General features: G+C 63.5%; 25 protein-coding genes. 14 read left to right on the top strand and 11 right to left on the bottom strand.

All coding sequences use genetic code 11. The features are described 5' to 3' along the window. Positions 1–24 precede the first annotated feature (24 nt). From purN to nadC, 6 genes are all read left to right on the top strand, one after another. A complete protein-coding gene (gene purN, locus AWB79_RS08545; RefSeq protein WP_061166932.1) occupies positions 25–675 on the top strand; it encodes a phosphoribosylglycinamide formyltransferase in 651 nt (216 codons plus the stop codon). After that, positions 672–1985, top strand: coding sequence for an RsmB/NOP family class I SAM-dependent RNA methyltransferase (locus AWB79_RS08540; protein WP_061166931.1), 1314 nt, complete (start codon positions 672–674; stop codon positions 1983–1985). The genes purN and AWB79_RS08540 overlap by 4 nt, the downstream gene beginning before the upstream one ends. Before the next feature lie 12 nt (positions 1986–1997). Then, a complete protein-coding gene (locus AWB79_RS08535; protein WP_061166930.1) occupies positions 1998–3362 on the top strand; it encodes a mechanosensitive ion channel family protein in 1365 nt (454 codons plus the stop codon). Between the two features lie 239 nt (positions 3363–3601). Continuing rightward, complete coding sequence (locus AWB79_RS08530; protein ID WP_061166929.1) at positions 3602–4798, top strand: DesA family fatty acid desaturase; 1197 nt, start codon at positions 3602–3604, stop codon at positions 4796–4798. Between the two features lie 127 nt (positions 4799–4925). Beyond that, positions 4926–6053 (top strand): quinolinate synthase NadA, encoded by a 1128-nt coding sequence (gene nadA, locus AWB79_RS08525; protein WP_061166928.1) that lies wholly within the window; start codon positions 4926–4928, stop codon positions 6051–6053. Further along, positions 6053–6916 (top strand): carboxylating nicotinate-nucleotide diphosphorylase, encoded by an 864-nt coding sequence (gene nadC, locus AWB79_RS08520; protein ID WP_061166927.1) that lies wholly within the window; start codon positions 6053–6055, stop codon positions 6914–6916. Before nadA ends, nadC begins: the two co-directional genes overlap by 1 nt. Here nadC and nadB read toward each other — a convergent pair. The 4 genes from nadB to radC form a co-directional block, all read right to left on the bottom strand. Next, positions 6913–8511 (bottom strand): L-aspartate oxidase, encoded by a 1599-nt coding sequence (gene nadB / locus AWB79_RS08515; RefSeq protein WP_061166926.1) that lies wholly within the window; start codon positions 8509–8511, stop codon positions 6913–6915. The two genes, nadC and nadB, sit on opposite strands and share 4 nt — an antisense overlap. 186 nt (positions 8512–8697) lie before the next feature. Further along, complete coding sequence (gene rpmG / locus AWB79_RS08510) at positions 8698–8865, bottom strand: 50S ribosomal protein L33 (protein ID WP_007180630.1); 168 nt, start codon at positions 8863–8865, stop codon at positions 8698–8700. An 11-nt stretch (positions 8866–8876) separates the two neighbouring features. Next, on the bottom strand, positions 8877–9110 hold the full coding sequence (gene rpmB / locus AWB79_RS08505) for a 50S ribosomal protein L28 (protein ID WP_008351171.1): 234 nt from the start codon (positions 9108–9110) through the stop codon (positions 8877–8879). A 245-nt stretch (positions 9111–9355) separates the two neighbouring features. Beyond that, complete coding sequence (radC, locus tag AWB79_RS08500) at positions 9356–10102, bottom strand: RadC family protein (protein ID WP_061166925.1); 747 nt, start codon at positions 10100–10102, stop codon at positions 9356–9358. Between the two features lie 204 nt (positions 10103–10306). Between radC and AWB79_RS08495 the strand changes: the two genes are divergently transcribed. From AWB79_RS08495 to AWB79_RS08465, 7 genes are all read left to right on the top strand, one after another. Continuing rightward, a complete protein-coding gene (locus AWB79_RS08495) occupies positions 10307–10762 on the top strand; it encodes an FKBP-type peptidyl-prolyl cis-trans isomerase (protein WP_061166924.1) in 456 nt (151 codons plus the stop codon). A gap of 2 nt (positions 10763–10764) precedes the next feature. After that, positions 10765–11727 (top strand): 4-hydroxy-3-methylbut-2-enyl diphosphate reductase, encoded by a 963-nt coding sequence (gene ispH, locus AWB79_RS08490; RefSeq protein WP_061166923.1) that lies wholly within the window; start codon positions 10765–10767, stop codon positions 11725–11727. A gap of 430 nt (positions 11728–12157) precedes the next feature. Continuing rightward, positions 12158–13381 carry a branched-chain amino acid ABC transporter substrate-binding protein gene (locus AWB79_RS08485; RefSeq protein WP_061166922.1) on the top strand — a complete coding sequence of 408 codons (1224 nt, stop codon included), beginning with the start codon at positions 12158–12160 and terminating at the stop codon, positions 13379–13381. A 213-nt stretch (positions 13382–13594) separates the two neighbouring features. Then, entirely contained in the window at positions 13595–14545 is a 951-nt protein-coding gene (locus AWB79_RS08480) for a branched-chain amino acid ABC transporter permease (protein WP_061166921.1), read from the top strand. 24 nt (positions 14546–14569) lie between these two features. Beyond that, the gene (locus AWB79_RS08475) at positions 14570–15739 is read left to right on the top strand and encodes an ABC transporter permease subunit (protein WP_061166920.1); all 1170 of its coding nucleotides are present in this window, start codon (positions 14570–14572) and stop codon (positions 15737–15739) included. 17 nt (positions 15740–15756) lie between these two features. Continuing rightward, entirely contained in the window at positions 15757–16533 is a 777-nt protein-coding gene (locus AWB79_RS08470) for an ABC transporter ATP-binding protein (protein WP_061166919.1), read from the top strand. Between the two features lie 18 nt (positions 16534–16551). Beyond that, positions 16552–17256: an ABC transporter ATP-binding protein gene (locus tag AWB79_RS08465; RefSeq protein ID WP_096031145.1), complete on the top strand. Its 705-nt coding sequence runs from the start codon at positions 16552–16554 to the stop codon at positions 17254–17256. A gap of 55 nt (positions 17257–17311) precedes the next feature. Here the strand turns inward: AWB79_RS08465 and AWB79_RS08460 are convergent, their stop codons facing one another. From AWB79_RS08460 to AWB79_RS08450, 3 genes are all read right to left on the bottom strand, one after another. After that, positions 17312–17737, bottom strand: coding sequence for a GNAT family acetyltransferase (locus AWB79_RS08460; RefSeq protein WP_061166917.1), 426 nt, complete (start codon positions 17735–17737; stop codon positions 17312–17314). Further along, complete coding sequence (locus AWB79_RS08455) at positions 17734–18918, bottom strand: acetylornithine transaminase (protein WP_061166916.1); 1185 nt, start codon at positions 18916–18918, stop codon at positions 17734–17736. Before AWB79_RS08455 ends, AWB79_RS08460 begins: the two co-directional genes overlap by 4 nt. Before the next feature lie 267 nt (positions 18919–19185). Then, the gene (locus AWB79_RS08450; protein ID WP_061166915.1) at positions 19186–20217 is read right to left on the bottom strand and encodes a CDP-6-deoxy-delta-3,4-glucoseen reductase; all 1032 of its coding nucleotides are present in this window, start codon (positions 20215–20217) and stop codon (positions 19186–19188) included. Between the two features lie 82 nt (positions 20218–20299). On the opposite strand from AWB79_RS08450, the gene AWB79_RS08445 reads away from it, so the two are divergent. Then, entirely contained in the window at positions 20300–21418 is a 1119-nt protein-coding gene (locus tag AWB79_RS08445) for an NAD-dependent epimerase/dehydratase family protein (protein WP_061166914.1), read from the top strand. On the opposite strand, the gene AWB79_RS40025 is transcribed toward AWB79_RS08445, so the two are convergent. The 4 genes from AWB79_RS40025 to AWB79_RS08430 all read right to left on the bottom strand — a co-directional run bounded on the left by AWB79_RS40025 (position 21415) and on the right by AWB79_RS08430 (position 24628). Then, positions 21415–21591 carry a hypothetical protein gene (locus tag AWB79_RS40025; protein WP_198398990.1) on the bottom strand — a complete coding sequence of 59 codons (177 nt, stop codon included), beginning with the start codon at positions 21589–21591 and terminating at the stop codon, positions 21415–21417. The two genes, AWB79_RS08445 and AWB79_RS40025, sit on opposite strands and share 4 nt — an antisense overlap. Positions 21592–21714: 123 nt before the next feature. Then, positions 21715–22572, bottom strand: coding sequence for an alpha/beta hydrolase (locus AWB79_RS08440; RefSeq protein WP_061166913.1), 858 nt, complete (start codon positions 22570–22572; stop codon positions 21715–21717). Between the two features lie 80 nt (positions 22573–22652). Beyond that, positions 22653–23366: a pseudouridine synthase gene (locus AWB79_RS08435; RefSeq protein ID WP_061166912.1), complete on the bottom strand. Its 714-nt coding sequence runs from the start codon at positions 23364–23366 to the stop codon at positions 22653–22655. A 164-nt stretch (positions 23367–23530) separates the two neighbouring features. Next, complete coding sequence (locus tag AWB79_RS08430) at positions 23531–24628, bottom strand: TIGR03118 family protein (RefSeq protein WP_061166911.1); 1098 nt, start codon at positions 24626–24628, stop codon at positions 23531–23533. Positions 24629–24676 lie beyond the last annotated feature (48 nt).

The following is a 24676-nucleotide window of genomic DNA, read 5'->3' as shown; positions in this document are numbered from 1 at the left end:
CCCATCGAATGATAAAATCCGCGGATGAAAAAAATCGTTATTCTGATCTCCGGACGCGGGAGCAACATGGAGGCCGTCGTGCGCGCATGCGCTCGCGAAGGCTGGCCGGCCCGCATCCGTGCGGTCATTTCCAACCGGCCCGACGCCGCCGGCCTTGGCTTTGCGCAGGCGAACGGCATCGAAACCGCGGTGGTGGATCATCGGAAGTTCGAAAGCCGCGAATCGTTCGACGCCGCGCTCGCGAGCGAGATCGATCGCTTCGAGCCGGATCTCGTCGTGCTGGCGGGCTTCATGCGCGTGCTGACCGACGCCTTCGTCGAGAAATACGCCGGGCGCATGATCAACATCCATCCGTCGCTCCTGCCGTGCTTTCCGGGCCTGCGCACGCATCAGCAGGCGCTCGACGCGGGCGTGCGCGTGCACGGCGCGAGCGTGCATTTCGTCACGCCGACGCTGGATCACGGGCCGATCGTGGCGCAGGGCGCGGTGCCGGTCATCGCAGGCGACGATGCAGCCGCGCTCGCCGCACGCGTGCTCAAGGTGGAACACATCATTTACCCGCGCGCGGTGCGCTGGTTCATCGAAGGGCGTTTATCTGTCGAGGGCGAGCGTGTCGCCCTCACGCCGTCTGAGCCGCAATGGCTCTTTGCCGACGTTGCCGGGGAGGGCGCATGAGGCTGCATGGATTTCTGATTGGACAAACCGAAACGCTGCTCGCGGACGTGCTGCGCTTCTCCGGCCCCGCCGACGCCGCGACGAGCCGCTTTTTCCGCGCGCATCCGAAGCTCGGCCATGGCGAACGCGGCGTGATCGCGGAGGCGGTGTTCGCCGTGCTGCGCCGAAAGATGGAGTTTTCGCATCTCGCCGAGAGCGGCAGCGGCAATCAGGCGCGGCGTCTGGCGCTGCTCGGACTGATGCAGACGGCCGGCCTTTCCGCGCTCAAGCCGTTCGTTTCCGCCGATGAATATCAATGGCTCGCGCAGGTCTCGAAGATCGATCCGGCGAGCCTGCCGGTGCGCGTGCGGACGAACCTGCCGCAATGGATCTATGAGGCGATGGGCAAGCGCTTCGCGCCCGAAGAGCTCGCGCAACTCGCGGCCGCGCTGAACTACCCGGCGCCGCTCGATCTGCGCGCGAACCCGATCAAAGCCGACCGCAAGGTCGTGTTGAAGTCGCTCGCGGAAGCAGGAATCGACGCGGGCGAAATGCCGTTCGCGCCGTTCGGCATCCGCGTGGAAGGCAAGCCGGCGCTGACGCGTCTCGCGCCGTTCCAGGAGGGCTGGATCGAAGTGCAGGACGAGGGCAGCCAGTTGCTGTGCTCGCTGATGGCGCCCAAGCGCGGCGAGATGATCGTCGATTTTTGCGCGGGCGCGGGCGGCAAGACGCTCGCACTCGGCGCAATGATGCGCTCCACCGGCCGCCTCTACGCGTTCGATGTTTCCGACCGCCGTCTCGCCAAACTGAAGCCGCGCCTTGCGCGCAGCGGTCTGTCGAACGTGAATCCGGTGCTGATCGACAGCGAGCACGACGCCAAGATCAAGCGTCTCGCGGGCAAGATCGATCGCGTGCTGGTCGATGCGCCGTGTTCCGGCCTCGGCACCTTGCGCCGCAATCCGGACCTGAAATGGCGCCAGTCGCCCGCGTCGGTCGCTGAGCTGACGCCCAAGCAGCTTTCCATCCTGACGAGCGCCGCGCGTCTGGTGAAGACCGGCGGGCGCCTCGTCTACGCGACCTGCTCGATGCTGCAAGCGGAGAACGAAGGCGTGGTCGCGCAATTCCTGGAGGCGCATCCGAACTTCCGCGTCGTGCCGGCGCGCGACGTGCTCGCGGAGCAGCGCATCGATCTCGACACGGGCGAGTATCTGTCGCTGTGGCCGCACAAGCACGGAACCGATGGCTTCTTCGCGGCGGTGCTGGAACGAGTGCCTGACGTCGCGAAAAAGGCCGCCAAGGCCGCCGACGCGACGGAAGCAGACGCCGAGTAAGTCCGCGCGACCATGCAGAATCGCTTCTTGTCCGAACTCTCCGCGCGTCTTTTCCGCGATTTCGGCGAGCCGGAAGTGATCTGGCAGGTCGCGGCGCTGCTGGGCCTGCTCGCGGTGGCATGGTGGTGCGCGCGCGTGTTGCGCGCGAAGCTCGATGCGCGCCGCCAGTCGCGTTTCGAAGCCGTGCGTTTCGGCGCGGAAAGTCTCAACAAGGCGCTGTTCCCGCTGCTCGGCACGGTCTTCGTATCGATCGCGCAGCTCGTGCTCGCGCCGTTCATCCACACGTCGTTCCTGCGTCTCGCGCTGGTGCCGCTGTGCGGCATCACGGTCATCTACACGATGCTCTACGTGGCCCGGCGGGTGTTCAGCCGGGGCGCGGCCGAGCACGAGGCCAACGCGCTGCTCTATCTGTTCGAGAAGCTCGTGATGGTGATCGTCTGGGTCGCCATGCTGCTCACCGTCATGGGCATCCAGGACGACGTCGTGCACTGGATGGCGAGCGTGCGCTTCAATTTCGCCAACGCGCACATGACGCTGCTGTCGCTCGCCTCGGGCGTGCTGTGGGTGTGCGTGACGCTGATCGTCGCGATGTGGGCGGGCGCCTTGCTCGACGACCGCCTGATGCGCGCCCGCTCGCTCGACGCGAATCTCAAGGTGGTGCTCGCGCGCGTCGGCCGGGCGCTGATGATTCTCGCGGCAATTCTGGTGAGTCTGTCGATCGTCGGCATCGACATTACCGTGCTCGGCGTGTTCGGCGGCGCTCTCGGCGTCGGACTCGGCTTCGGCTTGCAGAAGATCGCGAGCAATTACGTGTCCGGGTTCATCATCCTGCTGGACCGCTCGCTCAGGCTCGGCGACATGATCAGCGTGAGCGGCAATCAGGGCACGGTCACGCAGATTCGCACGCGCTACACGGTCGTGCGCGGACTGGACGGCATCGAAACGCTGATTCCGAACGAAAAGCTCATCACCGATGTGGTGCAAAACCATTCGTCGTACCTTACGCGCGGCAATGCGAAGATTGCAGTGCAGGTGAGCTACCGCTCGGACGTGGAACGCGCGATGCAACTGCTCGTCGAGGCGACGCAGGGCGTCGAGCGCGTGCTGCAGGACCCGGCGCCCGCCGCGCTGCTGGCGAGCTTCGGCGCGGACGGCATTAATCTTGAGCTGAGTTTTTGGATTGAGGAGGCCGCCAAGGGCACGGGCGGCGTAAAGTCGCACGTAAATCGTGCCGTTTGGCGGTTATTCTCAGAGAATGGCATTGAAATTCCCTACGCTCAGCGCGAGATAAGGATTATCGATGGCATCGCCCGCCCGGACGTCGAATCGGTATTAAATGCCGAAGATGGTCCTGAAGGCGCCTCGCCGGCGGCCTAAAGGCAGCAAAGCACGCCAATCTTACGATTTGGCAGGGAAGACAACCCCAATTCCGGGCGTGAGATTTCCCTCGTTTTGCTAGGATTTAAAAAATTTCACCTTTGGTACAAAGACTTGGAACGCATGCAGTAGAATGCGATCGAACCTGCGCACGTTCCTTTCACGCGCATAACGAGTCGTCCGAAGCCAGTTTGACCGGCCATTTTTCCCGAATTTCACAGCTACACAGGTAAACCGCCTTGCTGAATTCTTCCCTCGAATTTCTCGCCAACGGGTTGCTGAACTTTTCCTGGTGGCAGATCGTTCTGTTCACGCTCGCGATGACGCACGTCACCATCGCCGGCGTCACGATCTATCTGCACCGTTGCCAGGCGCACCGCGCGCTGGACCTGCATCCCGTCGCGAGCCATTTCTTCCGTTTCTGGCTGTGGATGACCACAGGCATGCTGACCGGCCAGTGGGCGGCGATCCATCGCAAGCACCACGCCAAGTGCGAAACCGAAGAAGATCCGCACAGCCCGCAAACGCGTGGTATCTGGAAGGTGCTGCTCGAAGGCGCCGAACTCTATCGCACCGAAGCGAAGAACGAAGAAACGCTGCGCAAGTTCAGTCACGGCACGCCGAACGACTGGATGGAGCGCAAGGTGTACACGCGCTATCCCATCCTCGGTATCAGCGTGATGATGGTGATCGACGTCGCGCTGTTCGGCATCGTCGGTCTGTCGGTGTGGGCCGTGCAGATGATCTGGATTCCGTTCTGGGCAGCTGGCGTGGTGAACGGTCTCGCGCACTGGTGGGGTTACCGCAACTTCAATTCGTCGGATGCGTCGACGAACATCTTCCCGCTCGGCATCCTGATCGGTGGCGAGGAACTGCATAACAATCACCACACGTTCGCGACCTCCGCGAAGCTGTCGAGCAAGTGGTACGAGTTCGACATCGGCTGGGTATACATCCGCATGATGTCGATGGTCGGCTTGGCGAAGGTGAAGAAGGTCGCGCCCACGCCGAAGCTCGCCGCGAGCAAGGCGGTCGTGGATCAGGACACGCTGCAGGCCGTGCTCGCGAATCGTTACGAAGTGATGGCGCGTTACGGCAAGGCGCTCAAGCACGCCTACGCGCAGGAACTGGCGAAGCTGAAGGAAGCCGGCGCGCGCGAGAAGTACCAGCTTATGCGCGGCGCGCGCAAGTGGTTCCACAAGGAAGAAGACGGCCTGAACGAGCCACAGCTCAAGCAAATTCCGGAACTGACATCGGACAACCAGAAGCTGCGCACCTTCATCGAGCTGCGCAAGGATCTGTCGTCAATGTGGGATCGTTCCAACGCTTCGCGCGAGCAACTGGTCACGCAATTGCAGGACTGGTGCCACCGTGCGGAAGAGAGCGGCATCAAGGCTCTGCAGGATTTTGCGTTGCGTTTGCGCCGCTACGCGTAACGCGCGATATCCGTTAAAATTTAATGACGTCACAAGACCCCGCTCTGGCGGGGTCTTTGTTTTTGGCGGCCGATTTTCGCATTTCGCAATTCGTATTGCTTGAGCAGCAAGCAGGGGAAGGGGAGACATGGAAGCGATCAGAAGCGTCGAGTACGACCGGCCGCATGGCCTGACTTGTGGAGTAGGCGAGGCCTGGGCGCGCGTGCCGGATGCGCCTTCGCTCGAGCAGCGGCGCGAGCTGAAGGAACGCATTCGGGCGCTCTTGAGGCGCGAACAGGCGGTTCTGGTAGCTCACTATTATGTCGACGCAGAACTCCAGGAACTCGCCGATGAAACCGGCGGTTGCGTCGCCGACTCGCTTGAAATGGCGCGCTTCGGGCGCGATCACGCTGCGAAGACGCTCGTGGTCGCGGGCGTGCGCTTCATGGGCGAAACCGCCAAGATCCTGAGCCCGGACAAACGCGTGCTGATGCCCGATCTCGATGCGACCTGTTCGCTCGATCTCGGCTGTCCCGCCGACGAATTCTCCGCTTTCTGCGACGCGCATCCGGACCGCACGGTCGTCGTGTACGCGAATACGAGCGCGGCCGTGAAGGCGCGGGCGGACTGGATGGTGACGTCGTCGATCGGGCTCGAAATCGTCGCCGACCTCCACGCGCGCGGCGAAAAGATCCTGTGGGCGCCGGACCGGCACCTCGGCGGCTATATCCAGAAGAAGACCGGTGCCGACATGCTGCTCTGGCAAGGCTCGTGTCTGGTCCACGACGAATTCAAGGGCATCGAACTCGATCTGCTCCGCCGCGAATATCCCGACGCGAAGATTCTCGTGCATCCGGAGTCCCCGGAAGGTGTCGTCGCGCTCGCGGATGTGGTCGGCTCGACCACGCAGCTCATCGACGCCGCCGTGCGCATGGACGCGCAACGCTTCATCGTCGCGACCGATCTCGGCATCTTGCACAAGATGCGGCTCGCCGCGCCTGGCAAGACGTTCATCGAAGCGCCGACCGCCGGCAACAGCGCCACCTGCAAGAGCTGCGCGCACTGCCCGTGGATGGCGATGAACGGCCTCGCGAACCTCGCCGATGTGCTGGAGCGCGGCCACAACGAGATTCATGTCGATCCGGCTATCGGCGCGCGTGCGCGTGTGCCGATCGACCGCATGCTCGACTTCGCTGCCCGTCACAAGAAGCGCGTGCAGGCGAGCGGCGATCTCGCCCGCGACACTTCGCTGTTCAAGAACGTGGGAGCGGCGTAATGGGAATCTTCGAGGAAATCCGCGCGCAATACGGCGAAGCGTTCGAGGCGGCGCTTGCGCGCAACGTCGTCGATGCGCTCGATGAAGACGTCGGCGCTGGCGACGTCACCGGTCGTCTCGTACCCGCCGACGTACGACGCACCGCGCGCATTATCGTGCGCGAGGAAGCGGTGCTGTGCGGCGCGCCGTGGTTCGATGAGGTCATGCGCCGCGTCGAGCCGTCGATCGAAGTCGAATGGAAGTATCGCGAAGGCGAGCGCATGACGGCGGATTCGCTCGTCGTGCTGTTGCACGGCCCCGCGCGCGCGCTGCTCACGGCCGAGCGCAATGGCCTTAATTTCCTGCAGTTGCTCTCGGGCGTGGCGAGCGCGACGCGACGCTATGTCGATGCGATCGAAGGTACGCGCGCGCGCATTCTCGATACGCGCAAGACCTTGCCCGGACTGCGGCTCGCGCAGAAATACGCGGTGCGCGTGGGTGGCGGGGCGAACCAGCGTCTCGCGCTCTATGACGGCATCCTGATCAAGGAAAACCACATCGCGGCGGCGGGCGGCGTGGGTGCGGCGATGAACGCGGCGCTGGCGCTGAATTCCGGCGTGCCGATCCAGATCGAAGTGGAAACGCTCGACCAGCTAGAGACAGCGCTCGCGCATCGGGCGGAATCCATCCTGCTCGACAACTTCGCGCTCGACACGATGCGCGACGCCGTGCGCGTGACAGCCGGGCGTGCGTTGCTGGAAGTGTCCGGCGGCGTCAATTTCGATACGGTTCGCGCGATCGCGCAAACCGGCGTGGACCGCATTTCCATCGGCGCGCTCACGAAGGACGTGCGCGCGACCGATTTCTCCATGCGTCTGGTTTAAAGGCTCGTGCGGCGCGCAGCCGGCGGCATCAGCACGGTCGGCAGCGCCTTCGGCAAAGTCTCGGGCCAGTCGCGACTGTAGTGCAGACCGCGGCTTTCGCGCCGCGAGCACGCGCTTTCCACGATCAGCGAGGCTACGTCCACGAGATTGCGCAGTTCCAGCAGATCGCGGCTTACCTTGAAGTTTGCGTAGTACTCGTGGATCTCGTCGCGCAGCAACGCGAGCCGATGCTGCGCGCGCGCGAGGCGCTTGTCCGTGCGCACGATGCCGACGTAATTCCACATCAGCCGGCGCAACTCGTCCCAGTTGTGCGCGACGACCACTTCCTCGTCCGGGTCGGACACGCGGCTTTCGTCCCAGTCGGGCAATTCGGCGTGACAGCCGTTCGAAAAGCCATCCGCTTCGATCGCCTGCGCCGCGGCGCGCCCGACCACCAGACATTCCAGCAGCGAGTTGCTCGCGAGCCGGTTCGCTCCGTGAAGGCCGGTGTAGGAGGTCTCGCCGACCGCATAGAGCCCCGGGCGATCGGTGCGCCCCGCGAGATCGGTGACGACGCCGCCGCACGTGTAATGCGCGGCCGGCACGACGGGTATCGGCTGCTTCGCGATATCGATGCCGAATTCCTGGCAGCGCGCGAGGATCGTCGGAAAGTGCTCTTCGAGAAATGCGCGTGGCTGATGGCTGATGTCGAGATACACGCAGTCGATGCCGCGCTTCTTGATTTCGAAGTCGATCGCCCGCGCGACGATATCGCGTGGCGCGAGCTCGGCGCGCTCGTCGTGAGCGGGCATGAAGCGTGTGCCGTCGGGCAGGCGCAGGATGCCGCCTTCGCCGCGTACCGCCTCGGAAATGAGGAACGACTTCGCGTACGGATGGAACAGGCAGGTCGGGTGGAACTGGATGAACTCCATGTTCGCGACGCGGCAGCCCGCGCGCCACGCCATCGCAATGCCGTCGCCGGTCGCGGTGTCGGGATTGGTCGTGTAGAGATAGACCTTGCCCGCGCCGCCGGTGGCGAGCACCGTGTGCGGCGCCTGGATGGTCACGGTGCGGCCCGAGTTGATATCGAGCGCGTAAAGGCCGTGGCAGCGATGCCCCGGCAGCCCGAGACGGCCCGACGTGATCAGGTCGATCGCGTAATGATCTTCGAGGACGGTGATGTTCGGATGGTTGCGCACGCGCTCGGCGAGCGTCGTAACCACAGCATGGCCGGTGGCGTCGGCCGCGTGGATGATGCGGCGATGACTGTGGCCGCCTTCGCGCGTCAGGTGGAAGCCCAGTTCCGCCTTCACGTCGCGCGTGAACGGAACGCCTTCCTCGATGAGCCATTCGATCGCCGCGCGCCCGTTCTCGACGATGAAGCGCGTCGCGGCTTCGTCGCACAGGCCGCCGCCCGCGACGAGCGTGTCGCCGACGTGATTGTCGACGCTATCGGACGAATCCAGCACTGCCGCGATGCCGCCCTGCGCCCAGTCGCTCGCGCCGACGCTCGCCGCGCGCTTGGCGAGGATCGCGACGCGCCGCGTCTGCGCGAGATTCAGCGCGACGCTCAGACCCGCGAGGCCGCTTCCCACGATTGCCACATCGAAATTCATGCTGCCGGTTCTCCGTCCGTGTTCTCGTCGATAGCCGGCAAGCATAACGCGCATGAACATTCAGTGACAGTGAAAACCCCCGCACGATCGTGTGCAAAGCGTGTGAAAACTGGCGCCGAAAAACAAAAAGCCCCGCGATTCGCGGGGCTTTTTGCTGTCTTCGTGCAGGCTACTCAATCTCAAGATTTACTTGATCTTGGTTTCCTTGTACTCAACGTGCTTGCGGACGACCGGATCAAATTTCTTGATCAGCATCTTTTCCGGCATGTTGCGCTTGTTCTTGGTGGTCGTGTAGAAGTGACCCGTGCCTGCGGTCGACTCCAGCTTGATCTTGTCGCGTGCGCCCTTGGCCATGTGCGTGCTCCTTAGATTTCACCGCGTGCGCGCAGGTCTGCGAGCACGGCGTCAATACCGTTCTTGTCGATCAGGCGCAGGCCGGCGTTCGAGACGCGCAGACGCACCCAGCGATTTTCACTTTCAACGAAGAAACGGCGGTTCTGCAGGTTCGGCAGGAAACGACGCTTGGTCTTGTTGTTTGCGTGGGAAACGTTGTTGCCCGACATCGGGCCCTTCCCAGTTACTTGGCATACGCGTGCCATGAGGACACTCCTAATACACGGATTAAGTCCGAGTCGAACGCTCGATTGAAAGCGGATACCTTCGTTCGATGCCTCTTTTCGCCCAATTTGCCGATCGGGGATTTGGCAGCACGGTTATGCCAATGAGGACTGCGCCCAGTTGCGTCGCTTCCGACGAACCTACTCAGAGCGGGGTGAGAAAAGCAAACGCGGATTGTAGCAGGAAAAACGCTGCAATATCAAACCTTTTCGAGGCGAATGATACGTCACAGCCAGCCGTGGCGGGCGAACGAGAAGACATCATTGGCGGCCACGACGATGTGATCGAGCAGTTGCACATCGATGAGCGCCAGGGCGTCCTGCAGCGTCTTGGTCAGCCGGCGGTCGCTGGCGCTCGGTTCGACTCCGCCCGATGGATGGTTGTGCGCGACGATCAGCCCCGCCGCGTTGAGCGAGAGCGCGCGCCGCACGATCTCCCGCGGATAAACCGCCACACGCGTGAGCGAGCCGCGCGCGGACTCCTCGGTATGCAGCAGTTGATGGCGGGCGTCGAGGTACAGGCAGATGAATGCTTCGTAGGGCCGCGTGCCGATCAAAAGCCGCAGATAGTCTTCCACCGCACCCGGCGCGTTCAGCAGTTCGCGGTCGCGGGCCTTCTCGGCGAGCGCGCGCCGGCATAGTTCCGAGACAGCCAGGAGCGTGGCCGCCCGAGCCGGCCCGATCCCGCGCAGTTCGCGCAACTCCCCGGCCGATGCATCCAGCACGCCGCGCAGCGAGCCGAAACGCCGCAAGAGCTGGCGCGCGACATCGACGGCGGTGGCGCCGGAAACTCCGGTGCGCAGGAACAACGCGAACAGTTCCGCGTCCGACAGCGACGCGGGCCCGGTGTCCAGCAGCCGCTCGCGCGGCCGCTCGGCGCGCGCCCAGTTCCGGATGGGCAGGACGGGCCCGCTCCCGGGGAAGTCCGTGTCATGCGGGGCGGGCGGCGCCACCAGCCGCAGATCGGCGTTCATCGCGGCCTCCCGGGACGTCTTGTCGCGCGGTCGAGCGCAAGCCGGACAACGCCGCGTGACACGTCCGGACACAACTCTGTCTTACAATAGCGGTTTTGGCGCGCGTCTCGCACCGCCGCCGCGCGGTTCGCTGCCTTGCGCCGAAGAGCCGCCCCACGCGGGGTTCGCGCCCCGCTTCCGACTGAACGGCCACATCCAATACTCATGAGCATCATCGATATCTCCGAAGTGAAACCCGGTTCGCACGTCACGCTTCATTACCGGCTCGCACTGGCCGATGGTGCTGACGTCGTCAACACATTCACCGACAAGCCCGCGACGCTCCTGCTCGGCGCAGGCCAGCTCGCGGAACCGCTGGAAGAGATTTTGCTGGGGCTGAAGGTCGGCCACCATTCGACCTTTCAGCTAACGCCGGATCAGGCATTCGGTCCGCGCAATCCGGAGCTGGTCCAGTGGGTGTCGCTGGCGACGCTGCGCGAAAACAGCATGATCGGCGAGGATTTCTCGCCCGGCGATCTCGTCGAATTCAACGCGCCGAACGGCGGACGCTACGCCGGCGTGCTGAAGGAAGTCGGCGAAACCGCGGCGTTGTTCGACTTCAATCACCCGCTCGCGGGCCAGGCGCTCGTCTTCGAAGTGAAAATCATCGGAATTCTGTAACCATGATTGAAAGCCTCAACGAAGTTCAGACCGACGTCGAAATCCTCCTCGCGCAGCCGCGCGGGTTCTGCGCTGGCGTCGATCGCGCGATCGAGATCGTCGAGCGCGCGATCAAGCTGTTCGGTGCGCCCATCTACGTGCGCCACGAGATCGTCCATAACGCTTATGTCGTCGCGGACCTGCGCAAGAAGGGCGCGATCTTCATCGAAGAGCTCTCCGACGTGCCCGAAGGCGCCACGCTCATTTTCAGCGCGCACGGCGTCTCGAAAGCGGTGCGCGGCGAGGCCGAAGCGCGCGGTCTGCGCGTGTTCGACGCGACTTGTCCGCTCGTGACCAAGGTGCACATCGAAGTGGCGAAGATGCGTCAGGACGGCTTCGACATCGTGATGATCGGCCACAAGGGGCATCCCGAGGTCGAAGGCACGATGGGTCAGTCGGGCGAGGGCATGCATCTCGTCGAAGATATCGATGACGTGCTGAAGCTCGATCTGCCCGATCCGCGGCGCATTGCCTACGTCACGCAGACCACGCTGTCCGTCGATGACGCTTCGGCCATCATCGATGCGCTCAAGGCGAAGTATCCCGAGATCAAGGAGCCGAAGAAGCAGGACATCTGCTATGCGACGCAAAACCGCCAGGACGCGGTCAAGTTTCTCGCGCCGCAGTGCGATGTCGTGATCGTGGTGGGCAGCCCGAACAGCTCGAACTCCAGCCGTCTGCGCGAAGTGGCCGAGAAGCGCGGCATTCCCGCCTATATGGTCGACTCGCCGACGCAGATCGATCCGAAATGGGTCGAAGGCAAGAAACGCATCGGCGTGACGGCGGGCGCATCGGCCCCGGAAGTGCTGGCGCAGGCCGTGATCGCGCGGCTGCGTGAACTCGGCGTGAGCAATGTGCGTTCGCTCGAAGGCATCGAGGAGACGATCTCGTTTCCGCTGCCGCGCGGTTTGTCGTTGCCGCAGTAAGTTAGATGCATCTCTCGAAAAAAAGCGCCTGCGGGCGCTTTTTTTCGTCTCGCAATCCATATCCGCGACGCGTTGCGGAACCCTCGCGCGAGATAAGAAACCAACGCTTGAGCACCGTTCTGGGGCGCGCATTACCGTAGGCTTTTTCTTCTAAAAGCTTCAGGGTTTCCCCGTAATTCCAATAAGCAAACGTAAGCGTTCTAATTCGACCAATTGAACCTGTCGCGGTTATGGTGCAACTGCTGCACAAAATCGGATCGCAACCTGGTTGCGCCTGTGCCGGAAAATGGCTTGAAAATCGCGGTTGCAATGCTGGAAAACCCCGTCACGCAAGAATATTGCCCGTCTCATATTTAGCGTTACAATGCGCCCGTCTTGAGGCCAGAAGCATTCACGACGACAGTTTTTATAGGCGCAGGAGACCTATTTGATGCGATTCAAGTTTGCTCACGCCGTATCCATCGCGGCAGCGGTTGCAATGGCAACCGCATGCGGCAAGAAGGACGAGGGCGGGGCGAGCACGGCGGCATCGGCGGCGAGTTCCGCTGCTGCGCCGGCTGCCTCTGCGCCTGCGCCGGCGGCGAGTGAAGCAACGGTCGTGAAAATCGGACATGCCGCGCCTTTGACGGGCTTGCAGGCGCATCTCGGCCGCGACAACGAAAACGGCGCGCGTCTCGCGCTCGAAGAAATCAGCGCGCAGGGCTTGACGATCGACGGACGTTCCATCCGTCTCGAACTCGACAGCCAGGACGATGCAGCCGACCCGCGCACCGGCGAGGAAGTGGCTCAGAAGCTCGTCGATGACCACGTGGTCGCGGTGATCGGCCACATGAACTCGGGCGTCTCGATTCCGGCGTCGAAGATTTACAGCGATGCGGGCATCGCCGAAATTTCGCCGTCGACGACGAATCCGGCCTACACGCAGCAAGGTTACAAGACGACCTTCCGCGTCGTGGCGACAGACGCGCTGCAAGGCCCGGTGCTGGCCGGCTACGCGATCAAGACGCTGCACGCGAAGAAAGTGGTGGTGGTGGACGACTCGACCGCCTATGGGCGGGGCCTGGCCGACGAATTCACGAAAACGATGCAGGCCGGCGGTGTGAAGCTCATCGCCCGGGAACAGACCACCGAGAAGGCTCGCAATTTCAAGGCGATCCTCACGAAGATCAGGCGTGTCCAGCCGGACGTCGTCATGTACGGCGGCATGGACGTGACGGGCGGGCCGTTCGCGAAGGAAGCGGCGGCGCTCGGCATCAAGGCGAAGATCCTGGCGGGCGACGGCGTCTGCACCGACGAGTTGGCCGAACTAGCCGGCGACGCGGTTCAGAACATCGTCTGCTCGGAGGCGGGACTCGCGCTGTCGAAGATGGACAAGGGCGCGGACTTCGAGAAGAAGTACGAAGCGCGCTTTCATGCGCCGGTGCAGATCTATGCGCCGTTCGCGTATGACGCAATGTACGTGATCGTCGATGCGATGAAGCGTGCGAACTCCATTGAGGCGTCCAAGGTACTGGCTGCGATCGCCACGACCGACTACAACGGTCTGACGGGGCATATCGCATTCGACGACCATGGCGACCTGAAGGCAGGGACGATTACGCTGTACGACTTCAAGGACAAGAAGAAGGACGTGCTCGACGTCGTCAAGCAGTAGGCAGTCTGGCGGCGCCAGCTATCCGGCGGCGCCGTTTTCGTATCCGTCCGTGAGACGCCCGCAGCCTCATCCGGCCGCGGGCGGACGATCGGCGCTCAACCTTTACCGGTTTTTTAAAAAGTACGCGCAGTGCCGCTTCAGATTTCGCTTCACACCGGTTTATCGGCCGGTGATAAAAGCGTTATCGAATCGCACGGGGCTAAGGAGCTTTAAATGGATATTTTCATCCAGCAGATCATCAACGGTCTGGTGCTTGGCAGCGTCTACGCCATCATCGCACTGGGCTATACGATGGTGTACGGCATTCTCGGCATCATCAACTTCGCGCACGGCGACGTGCTGATGGTGGGCGCCATGGTTGCGCTCTCGGCCATCGGCGTCATGCAGAACCATGCGCCCGGCCTGCCCGGACCGATCATGCTGACGATTGCGCTGATCGTCGCCGCGATCGTCTGCGCGATCGTCGGTTACACGATCGAAAAAGTCGCGTACCGGCCGCTGCGAAAGGCGCCGCGTCTGGCCCCGCTGATCACCGCGATCGGCGTGTCAATTCTCCTGCAGACCATCGCGATGATGATCTGGGGCCGCAATCCGCTCGCGTTCCCGCAGCTTCTGCCGACCGATCCGATCAACGTGATCGCCGCCGACGAAACCCGTCCGGGCGCCGTGATTTCGATGACCGAAATCGTGATCATCGTCGTTGCGTTCATCGTGATGGCGGGCCTGCTGCTCCTCGTGCACAAGACCAAGCTCGGCCGCGCGATGCGCGCCATCGCCGAGAACCCGGCCAACGCCTCGCTGATGGGCGTGAATCCGAACTTCGTGATTTCCGCGACCTTCATGATCGGCTCGGCGCTGGCGGCACTGGCGGGCGTGATGATCGCCTCCGAATACGGCAACGCGCACTTCTACATGGGCTTCATTCCCGGCCTGAAGGCGTTCACGGCGGCGGTGCTGGGCGGTATCGGCAACCTGGGCGGCGCGATGGTCGGCGGTGTGCTGCTCGGTCTCATCGAACAGTTGGGCGCCGGTTACATCGGCAACCTGACGGGCGGCGTCTTCGGGTCCAACTACCAGGACGTGTTCGCCTTCATCGTGCTGATCATCGTGCTCGTGTTCCGTCCGTCGGGTCTGCTCGGCGAACGTGTCGCGGACCGCGCTTAAACCTCGTGTGAGGAGCTCATAAAAATGACTTCGATTCAACCGATTGAGCCGTCCACGACGCTCATCCCCGAGAAGAACATGACGAAAACGCTCGTCGTGGGCATTCTCACCGCCGTGTTCGTCATTGCCGCACCGATGGTGATCGGCGCCGCGGGCGGCAACTACTGGGTCCGCGTGCTCGACTTCGCGATGCTGTATGTGATGCTCGCGCTCGGCCTCAATGTCGTGGTCGGCTTCGCCGGCCTGCTCGACCTGGGCTACATCGCGTTCTACGCGGTGGGCGCGTACACGGCGGCGCTGCTGTCGTCGCCGCAGCTTTCGACCCAGTTCGAATGGATCGCGGCGCTCGCGCCGAACGGACTTCACTTCCCGTTCTTCATCATCGTGCCGATCGCGATGGCGCTCGCGGCGACCTTCGGCGTGCTGCTCGGCGCACCGACGCTGCGTCTGCGCGGCGACTATCTTGCGATCGTGACGTTGGGCTTCGGGGAAATCGTCCGGATCTTCATGAACAACCTCGATCGTCCGATCAACATCACGAACGGTCCGAAGGGCATCACGGGCATCTCTCCGGTGCATGTCGGCGACTTCAGCCTCGCGCAGACGCACGAGTTTCTCGGCTTCAAGTTTCCGTCGGTGTACCTGTACTACTACCTGTTCGTGCTGTGCGCGCTGTTCGTGATCTGGGTCTGTACGCGTCTGCAGCACTCGCGCATCGGCCGCGCGTGGGCCGCGATCCGCGAAGACGAAATCGCCGCGAAGGCGATGGGCATCAACACCCGTAACGTGAAGCTGCTGGCGTTCGCGATGGGCGCGTCGTTCGGCGGTCTGTCGGGCGCGATGTTCGGTGCGTTCCAGGGCTTCGTGTCGCCGGAATCGTTCACCTTCTGGGAATCGATCGTCGTGCTGGCGTGCGTGGTGCTGGGCGGCATGGGCCACATCCCCGGCGTGATTCTCGGCGCGGTGCTGCTCGCCGTGTTCCCCGAATTCCTGCGTTCGACGATGGGTCCGCTGCAGAACGCCATCTTCGGCCATCAGATCGTCGATACCGAAGTCATCCGTCAGTTGCTGTACGGTCTGGCGATGGTCCTGATCATGCTGTATCGCTCGGAAGGTCTGTGGCCGGCCGCGAAACACGAAGACAAGATCGCGAAGATCGCGAAGCGCAGCGGCAAGAAGCCGGTGCGCGCTTGAGAGCGGGGGAATAGAACATGAGCGATAAACAAACGCGACTTTCCGTCAAGGGCGTCAACAAGCGCTTCGGCGGTCTTCAGGCTCTGTCGGATGTGGGTCTCGAAATCCAGGAAGGCACGATCTACGGTCTGATTGGCCCGAACGGCGCCGGCAAGACGACGTTCTTCAACGTGATCACCGGTCTCTACACGCCGGACTCGGGCGAGTTCAAGCTCGATGGTCAGGCGTACACGCCGACCGCCGTGTATCAGGTGGCGAAGGCGGGCATCGCGCGCACCTTCCAGAACATCCGTCTGTTCGGCGGCATGACTGCGCTGGAGAACGTGATGGTCGGGCGTCACGTGCGGACCAAGCACGGTCTGATCGGTGCGGTGTTCCAGACGCCGGCGGAACGTCGTGAAGAGAAGGAAATCAAGGAGCGCGCGCTCGAGCTGCTCGAATACGTCGGCGTTCTGCAGTACGCGGACTACACGTCACGCAACCTGTCGTACGGCCACCAGCGCCGTCTGGAAATCGCGCGCGCATTGGCGACCGATCCGAAGCTGCTCGCGCTCGACGAACCGGCCGCCGGCATGAACGCGACGGAGAAGGTCGAACTGACGCGTCTGCTCGACAAGATCCGCTCGGACGGCAAGACGATTCTTCTGATCGAACACGACGTGAAACTCGTGATGGGATTGTGCAACCGCATGACGGTGCTCGATTACGGCAAGGTGATCGCCGAAGGTCTGCCACAGGACGTGCAGAAGGACCCGAAGGTGATCGAGGCATATCTGGGTGCGGGGGTGCACTAAATGGCGACCACAAGCGCGATGTTGAAGGTCAAGGGTCTGCAGGTGAACTACGGCGGCATCCAGGCGGTGAAGGGTGTCGATCTGGAAGTGGGTCAGGGCGAACTGGTTACGCTGATCGGCGCGAACGGCGCGGGCAAGACCACGACGATGAAGGCCATCACGGGCCTCAAGCCGTACTCGGGAGGCGATATCGAGTACATGGGCCAGTCGATCAAGGGCGTGCCGACGCACGAGTTGCTCAAGCGCGGCCTCGCGATGGTGCCGGAAGGTCGCGGCATCTTCGCGCGCATGTCGATTCTCGAGAACATGCAGATGGGCGCGTATCTGCGCAATGACACTGCAGAGATTCAGAAGGACACCGAGCGCATGTTCGGCTTCTTCCCGCGTCTGAAGGAACGTGCGTCGCAATACGCGGGCACGCTCTCGGGTGGTGAGCAGCAGATGCTCGCGATGGCGCGCGCGCTGCTCTCGCGTCCGAAGCTCCTGTTGCTCGATGAGCCGTCGATGGGTCTCTCGCCGATCATGGTCGAGAAGATCTTCGAAGTGGTGCGCGAGATTTCGAAGGAAGGTCTGACCGTGCTGCTGGTCGAGCAGAACGCGCGTCTGGCGTTGCAGGCGGCGAATCGCGGTTACGTGATGGATTCGGGCACGGTCACGATGACCGGCGACGCGAAAACCATGCTGGATGATCCGAAGGTGAGGGCGGCGTATCTGGGCGAATAAGCTTCGCTCGTTGCTTGAAAGCAAAAGCCGGCTGTCATGCGACAGCCGGTTTTTTTTATTGAAGCCGCTTGCCGAGGCTCACGACTTCATCCATTCGATAACCCAGCTTCTCGTAGAACCCCCGCAAATCGGTCTTGAACGACATGATCTGCAAGTTTACCTTCGGGCACCCGAGCTTCGCCAACGCGGCTTCCGCATGCCGCATCAGCGCGCTTCCGAAGCCGCGTCCGCGCAGCGTCGGCGTGACGGCCAGCGAATAGACCCAGCCGCGATGGCCGTCGTAGCCCGCCATGACTGTGCCGATCACTTCACCGTCGAGCGAGCCGACGAAGAACAGCTCCGGCTGCATCTTCATCTTGTTGGCGATCGACAACGCCGGGTCGCGCTGCGGACGCGACACGTCCGCGTACTCCGGAAACACATCGCGCCACAGGGCGATCACGGCATCGCGATCGCCTGCGTCGAAGGTGCGGATGATCACAGCGAATCGAGCACCGAGCGCAGCATCGCCATCATCTGGTCGATCTCGTCCTTCGTGACGTTGAGCGCGGGCATGAAACGCAGCAGGTTCGGGCGCGCCGCGTTGAGCAGCAGGCCGTCCGGTTGCATCAGACGCGCCTTTTCGACGATCTGCGGACCCTTGTCGCTGTCGAGCAGCAGTGCGCGCAGCAGGCCTTCGCCGCGCTCGCCCTTGAAGCCGCGCTCGGTGGAAAGCTTGAGCAATTCCTGCTTCAGATACTCGCCTTTCTCGCGCACGCTTTCGAGGAAGCCGGGCGCGACGAGTTGCGAAATCACCGAGTGGCCTGCCGCCGTCATCAGGGGATTGCCGTTGTAGGTGCCGCCCTGATCGCCCGCCTCGAAGCACGCGACATCCGCCTTCGAAAGCAGCGCCGCCAGCGGCACGCCGCCGCCGATGCCCTTGCCGAGCGTCATGATGTCCGGCTCCACGCCCGAGAGCTCGTACGCGAAGAGCGTTCCCGCGCGGCCGCAACCACTCTGCACTTCATCGACGATCAGAAGCAGGTTGTGCTTCTTCGTCAGCTCGCGCAGTTGCTGCATGAACTCGCGCGTCGCCGGAATCACGCCGCCTTCGCCCTGAATCGGCTCGAGCATCACGCCGACGGTCTTCTCGTTGATGAGTTTCTCGACCGAAGCGATGTCGTTCAGATCGGCCTTCGGAAAGCCCGGCACTTGCGGCGCGTAGATCGTGTCCCAGCCGGCCTTGCCGCTCGCGGACATCGTCGCGATGGTGCGGCCATGAAAGCTGTGATCGAAGGTGATGATCTCGTACGCGCCGTTCCTGAACTTCTTGCCCCACTTGCGCGCGAGCTTGATCGCGCCTTCGTTCGCTTCCGCGCCGCTGTTGGCGAAGAACACCTTGTCGAAGCAGCTGTTCGCGGTGAGCAGGCCCGCGAGCTGCGCCATCGGCGCGTTGTAGAACGCGGGCGACGGGTTGATCAGCGTGCGCGCCTGCTTTTCCATCGCCTCGATCATGCCTTCGTTGCAGTGGCCGAGCGAATTGACGGCCCAGCCCTGGATGAAGTCGAGATAGCGCTTGCCCGTGTTGTCGTAGAGCCAGGAACCCTTGCCATGCGTAAACACGATCTCGGGACGGTTCGTGATGTACATCAGCGAATCAACGGGGTACTCATTGAAATTCATGACAGCGGGCTCCACGAAGGCAAAAGAGGAAAGTGGTGCGGAAAAAACAAAAAGCCACGGAGTTCCGTGGCTTCATTTCGTACGCTTCGAAACAACCGAACCGTAAGCGCAAATGCGTGACGAGCCAGCGGCATCCCTAGGGAAGCGGCGAGCGGCGACGTCGAAGTGCGTTCAGGATTCTGATCATTCGCGAAGGATACGTTATGACGTTCCTGCCTGTAAACCGTGCACGCGGATTTTTTGTCCGCGTGCAGGTTGTGCGCAACGTCAGACGGGATGCGCGAGATCCGCCGCGCTGGTGAACGAATCCGCGTAGAACTCGTCGTCCGGCAGGCGATGATGCTGCGTGAAATCGCGCTGCGCGGACTCCACCATGACCGGGGCGCCGCACGCATACACCTGATATTCGCTCAAGTCTGGCAGATCTTCGATGACAGCACGATGAACGAAGCCCGTGCGTCCGGTCCAGGCGTCGTCAGCGTCGGGCTCGGAGAGCACCGGCACGAACTTGAAGTTCGGGATCTCGCGCGCCCATTGCTCGGCGAGTTCCATCATGTAGAGATCCTTCTTGCGGCGGCCGCCCCAGTAGAGCGTCATCGGGCGATTCAGATTCTTGAACACCGCATGTTCGATGATCGCCTTGATCGGCGCGAAACCCGTGCCCGATGCGAGCAAGACAATCGGCTTGTCCGATTCATCGCGCAGAAAGAACGTGCCGAGCGGACCTTCGAAGCGCAGGATGTCGCGCTCCTTCATCGCACCGAACACGTGATCCGTGAACGTGCCGCCCGGCATGTGGCGGATATGCAGTTCGAGCGGGCCTTCGTGATGCGGCGGGCTTGCCATCGAATAGCTGCGGCGCTTGCCGTCCTTCAGGATGAATTCGATGTACTGCCCCGCGTAATATTGCAGGCGCTCGTTGGCGGGCAGTTGCAGTCTGAGCTCGATGACGTCGTCGGCGCGGCGTTCGAGCGCGTTCACGCGACACGGCAGCTTCTTCACCTGCACGTCGCCTGCGCCCGCGACTTCGCGCACGTCGATTTCGAGATCGGTCTGCGCGGTCGCGCAGCAAAAGAGGGCGAGGCCGCGGGTTTTCTCATCGTTCGACAAGGCCGACGACGAATGCGGCGCCTGCTCGATTTCGCCGCTGACGACGGTCCCCTTGCAGGAACCGCACGCGCCGTTCTTGCAGCCGTACGGCAGACCGATGCCCTGACGCAGCGCCGCGCTCAGCACGGGTTCGTCGGGTTCCACTTGAAACTGCCGGCCGCTTTGCCGGAGCATTACGTTAAAAGCCATAGATCGATGTCGTGCAATGGGGTGAGTTGTGTGTCTCGGTGTTCTTCAGCGAGGTTTGCGATGCGGCGGATAAAATGCCCGGATGATCGCCACTCGAAAACTTCGCCGCGCGCGCGTGCTTATCGTCGGATGCGGCGATGTCGGCATGCGCGCGCTGCCGCTTCTTCAAGCGCGCGCCGCGGCGCCCCGCGTGATCGCGCTCACGCATCATCCTGCGCGCGCCGGTGAATTGCGCGCGGCGGGCGCGATGCCGATTCCCGGCGATCTCGACGCACGCCGAAGCCTGAAGCGCCTGGCGGGCATCGCGCGGACCGTGCTGCATCTCGCGCCGCCGCCCCGCGACGGCGCCGCCGATACGCGTACACGTGCGCTCATCAGCACGTTGCGTGCGCGGTATCGTTCGGCGGCGCGTCCGGCGCAAACGCCTGTCATGGCGCAGCGCTTCGCGCGCGGTTACATGCGGGCCGCCGATCTGCGCGTGCGTCACGAGTTTCGAAACGCGTCCAGCGTGCCTTTGCGCCGACCGGGATCGCGTTCGAGTTCGTTCGCGAAAACGTCTTTTATTGTACCCGACGGCCCTTTTTCGACCAGCCTTCGCCCGGAGAGCTTTCGCCCCGGCCTGCGCTTCGTCTACGCGAGTACGACGGGCGTCTACGGCGATTGCGGCGGCGCCTGGATCGACGAGACGCGGCCCGCGCGTCCGGAAAACGAGCGCGCGCGGCGGCGCGTCTCGGCGGAGCGGCAGTTGCGCAGGGCGGGCGCGGAAAGCGGCTGGCGCGTGTCGGTCGTGCGGATTCCGGGCATTTATGCGGGCAACCGTCTGCCGCTCGCGCGCATCGAGCGGGCAATGCCGGCGCTCGTCGACGCTGACGATGTCTACACCAATCACATCCACGCCGACGATCTCGCCGCGATTCTCATTTGCACGCTCGCGCGCGGCCGGCCGCAGCGCGTAACGAACGCATCGGACGACACGGATTTGCGCATGGCGGATTACTTCGACCGCGTGGCGGACGCGTACGGCATGCCGCGCGTGCCGCGCATCTCGCGGCAGGAAGCGCAGGCGCGGCTGGAACCCATCACGCTCTCGTTCATGGGCGAATCGCGACGGCTTTCCAACGCGCGGCTCAAGCGCGAGCTGCGCTACGCGCTGCGTTATCCGAGCGTCGACGATTTCCTGCGCGAGAACGCGCAGCGCTAGATCAGCGCCGGAATCGTTTCCAGCAGGACGAAGCACATCAGCGCGCCGATCAACGCGCCGATGAGGTTCGGCGAATATTTGTGGCGTACGTGCATGACAACAGCCAACGCCCCGATGAGGACAGCGCCGAGCGCTACAGACGTGATCAGCGCGGCAACCGAGTGGGAGACCATGATGCCCTCCTGCTTTTTTGATCGTCATTTTTGGTATCCGTCAGATCAGTATATGAGTGCGGAACCGGGAAGGCATGCTGCGTCGCAGCGCCCGCGCTTAGGGGCATGTACCGATTTGCATGTTTAATGCGCTTCGATGAAAGCGATGACGTCGTCGAGGACAGGCCATGCCGCGCCCTGTGGTGCGGCTATCGCGTCGACGATCTTGTCGTGGGTGCAGCCGGCGTATTGCTTCAGTTCGACCGTGTCGTCGTGCTCGCGCAACGCGGTGGCGAAACGCACGCTGTTCTCCGGATCGACGACGGTGTCCGCGGTGCCGGTGGCGAGCAGCATCGGCGGTTCGTTGCCCGAAATCACGTCGATGGGCAACGCCTGCCTGCGCAGCGCCGCCGGGAAGATATCCCCGATGTGCGGCTCGTCGGGCGGAAGCGCGACATACGGGCCGGCCAGGCCGATCATCCCGCGCAGGTCGTGTTTCGACATGCCGTGCGCCGCCAGATAGCGCGGATCGGACGCCACCAGCGCCGCGATATGCGCGCCGGCCGAATGCCCCATCACGCTGATGCGCTGCGGGTCGCCGCCAAACGCGCGCGCGTGGTCGCGCGTCCAGCGCACGGCGGCCGCGGTATCGTCGACGAAGCCGGGAAAGACGGTTTCGGGATACAGGCGATAGTCCGGCGCGATCGTCACGATGCCGCGGCTGGCAAGCGCCTGCCCGACGCCGCGCGAATCCCTGCGCTGGCCGCCTTGCCAGCTTCCGCCGTACAGATAGACCACGACGGGCCGCGCGGCGGCGGACGATCCATCGGGCGCATAGACGTCGAGCCTTTGACGGGGCGTGTCGCCGTAGGCGAGGCCGTCGGCGCGCTTGTCGCCGGGATTGCCGTCCGGCGTATCCGCGCGCGAGGTGATGAATCCCGCCGCCCCCGCGCCCATGACGAGCGCCAGAGAAATGAACCGCCGTCGCGCCGGGATGTGCATGATGTCCTCAACCTTCGAAGTAGATCGATCGACAACGGCTGCACGCCCGGTGCAACGGTGAATCTGCCAACTGGCGGCGTCTAGCCCGGCTTCGCGCGCAGCGCGGCGAGATCGGCTTCTTCGAGCCAGCTCCACGCGCCTTCCGCGAGCGTATCCGGCAAAGCATAACCGCCGACCCGCTCGCGATGCAGTTTCTCCACGCGGTTTCCCGCCGCCGCGACCATCCGCTTCACCTGATGATATTTGCCTTCGAGCACGGTGAGCTCGAGCAGCCGCTCGTCGCGCCGCACGGCCGCGAGCGCGGCGCTCGGTCTGGTCTCTCCGTGCAGGAGCACGCCTTCGCGCAGCTTCGTGAGCTGCTCGTCGTCGAGCGCGTGACGCACGGTCGCGAGATACACCTTCGGCACCTTGCGCTTCGGCGACGTGAACGCGTGCACGAACGCGCCGTCGTCGGAGAGCAGCAAGAGGCCGGTCGTGTCCTGATCGAGCCGGCCGACGGCCTGCACGCCGCGCTCGGCCAGTTGCGGCGGCAACAGATGGAAGATGCTCAGATGATGCTGCGGATCGCGCGAGCACTCGTAGCCCGCGGGCTTGTTGAGGGCAATATAGGCCTTTTCGCGATATGTCCAGGCGTGATCGTCGACTTCGAATTCGAGACCGGCCGCGACGGGGAGACTGGCGCGCGGATCGTCATGCACGGCGCCACCGATACGCACGCGGCCCTCGGCCACGATGCCGCGGCACTGGCGGCGCGACCCGAAGCCTTGGGAGAAGAGGAGGGTTTCGAGGTCCATCGGATGAGCTGAGTTGAAGCGCGCATTCTAGCAAGGCGCGCTTTCGGCCCGCATCCATCCGTCGCCGACGGCAAAAAAGCGCCGCCCGCGATGCGGACGACGCCCGGAATGGCGATGCGCGTCCGTGTGCCGGCGTCATCGCCCAGGGAAAAAGCGCGCGCGTTTCATTGCATGTCGATGCGCCCGTATACGCCATTGGCCTCGTCGTTCGGCCCGGCGGCGAAGAACAGCGTGTTCGAGGGCTGCGCGTCCAGGTCGTTGCCGAACGCGATGCCCCACAGCCCCTGCTGCACGAGAGGCATGCCGTTCGTGTTAGCCAACTGGCCGACGAGCGCGCCGCTGTTCGGATCGAACGCGTTGATGGTGCCGTCGCCGAAATTGCCGACGAGGATGTCGTTGCTGAAGGTGCCGAAGTTCGCTGGCGCCTGCGCCATGCCCCACGGCGCGTTGAGCGCGCCGTTCGCGGCGAAACGCTGCATCAGGTTGCCGTCGATGTCGAACACGTCGATGAAACCCAGGCCCGCGCCGGCCACGTCGTCGTGGGCGTCGCTGTCCTGCTTCGCATAAGTGACGAAGATTTTCGAGCCGATCGCCTGAATGCCGAAAGGCGCGAAGCCCACGGGAATCTGCGTGTCCCTGAAGCCGCCGGGCACGGCGATTTTCGTGAAGCTGCCGTCGAAGACATCGACCTTGTTGTTGTGGAAGTCGGTCGCGTACAGGCGATGCGCGCCCGACGCGGTCGCCGCGATCGCGAGTCCCTTGTAGACGGCGCCCGACGCGCTCGAATCGACGACGGTGAATGCATTGTTCGTGTCGACGGCCGGCGCCCACGCGGTGATCGAGCCGCCTTCGCCCGCGAAGACGAACGCCGCGACGCCCGACTTTCCGTTGCGGGCGACCACGAGATCCGGTCCTTTATTGAAGACGATCCCGGTCGGATCCGCCGTGCCGTTCGCGGTCGGCGGAATCGCCACGACGAGCGACTGAACGACGCCGTTGCCATCGTAGAGCGTGGCCTTCTGCGTGCCGTTGTCGGCGACCCAGGCGAAGCCGTTCGGATTGAACGCGACGCCCCAGCCGTTCTTGAGATTGGCGTCGGTGTGCGGCGCGGCGACGGCGCCATCGGAGACGACGACCGTCATCTTGAAGCGCGTCGCCGAAGGCATGTTGTTGTCGCTCGAACCGCCGCACGAGGCGATGCCCGTCAAGGTCGCGACCACGGCGGCGCACGCGAGGACGCGGCTCCACAATCTGGTTTGCATGATGGTGACTCCTTCGGCAGCGGCGTGCCGTCAGTTCGTTCGTCACCT

The sequence above is a fragment of the Caballeronia hypogeia genome, from assembly GCF_001544875.2.
GTDB classification, from domain to species: Bacteria; Pseudomonadota; Gammaproteobacteria; order Burkholderiales; family Burkholderiaceae; genus Caballeronia; species Caballeronia hypogeia.
The sequence above is the reverse complement of the archived record's forward strand: the minus strand, read 5'-3'. Positions and strand labels throughout refer to the sequence as shown.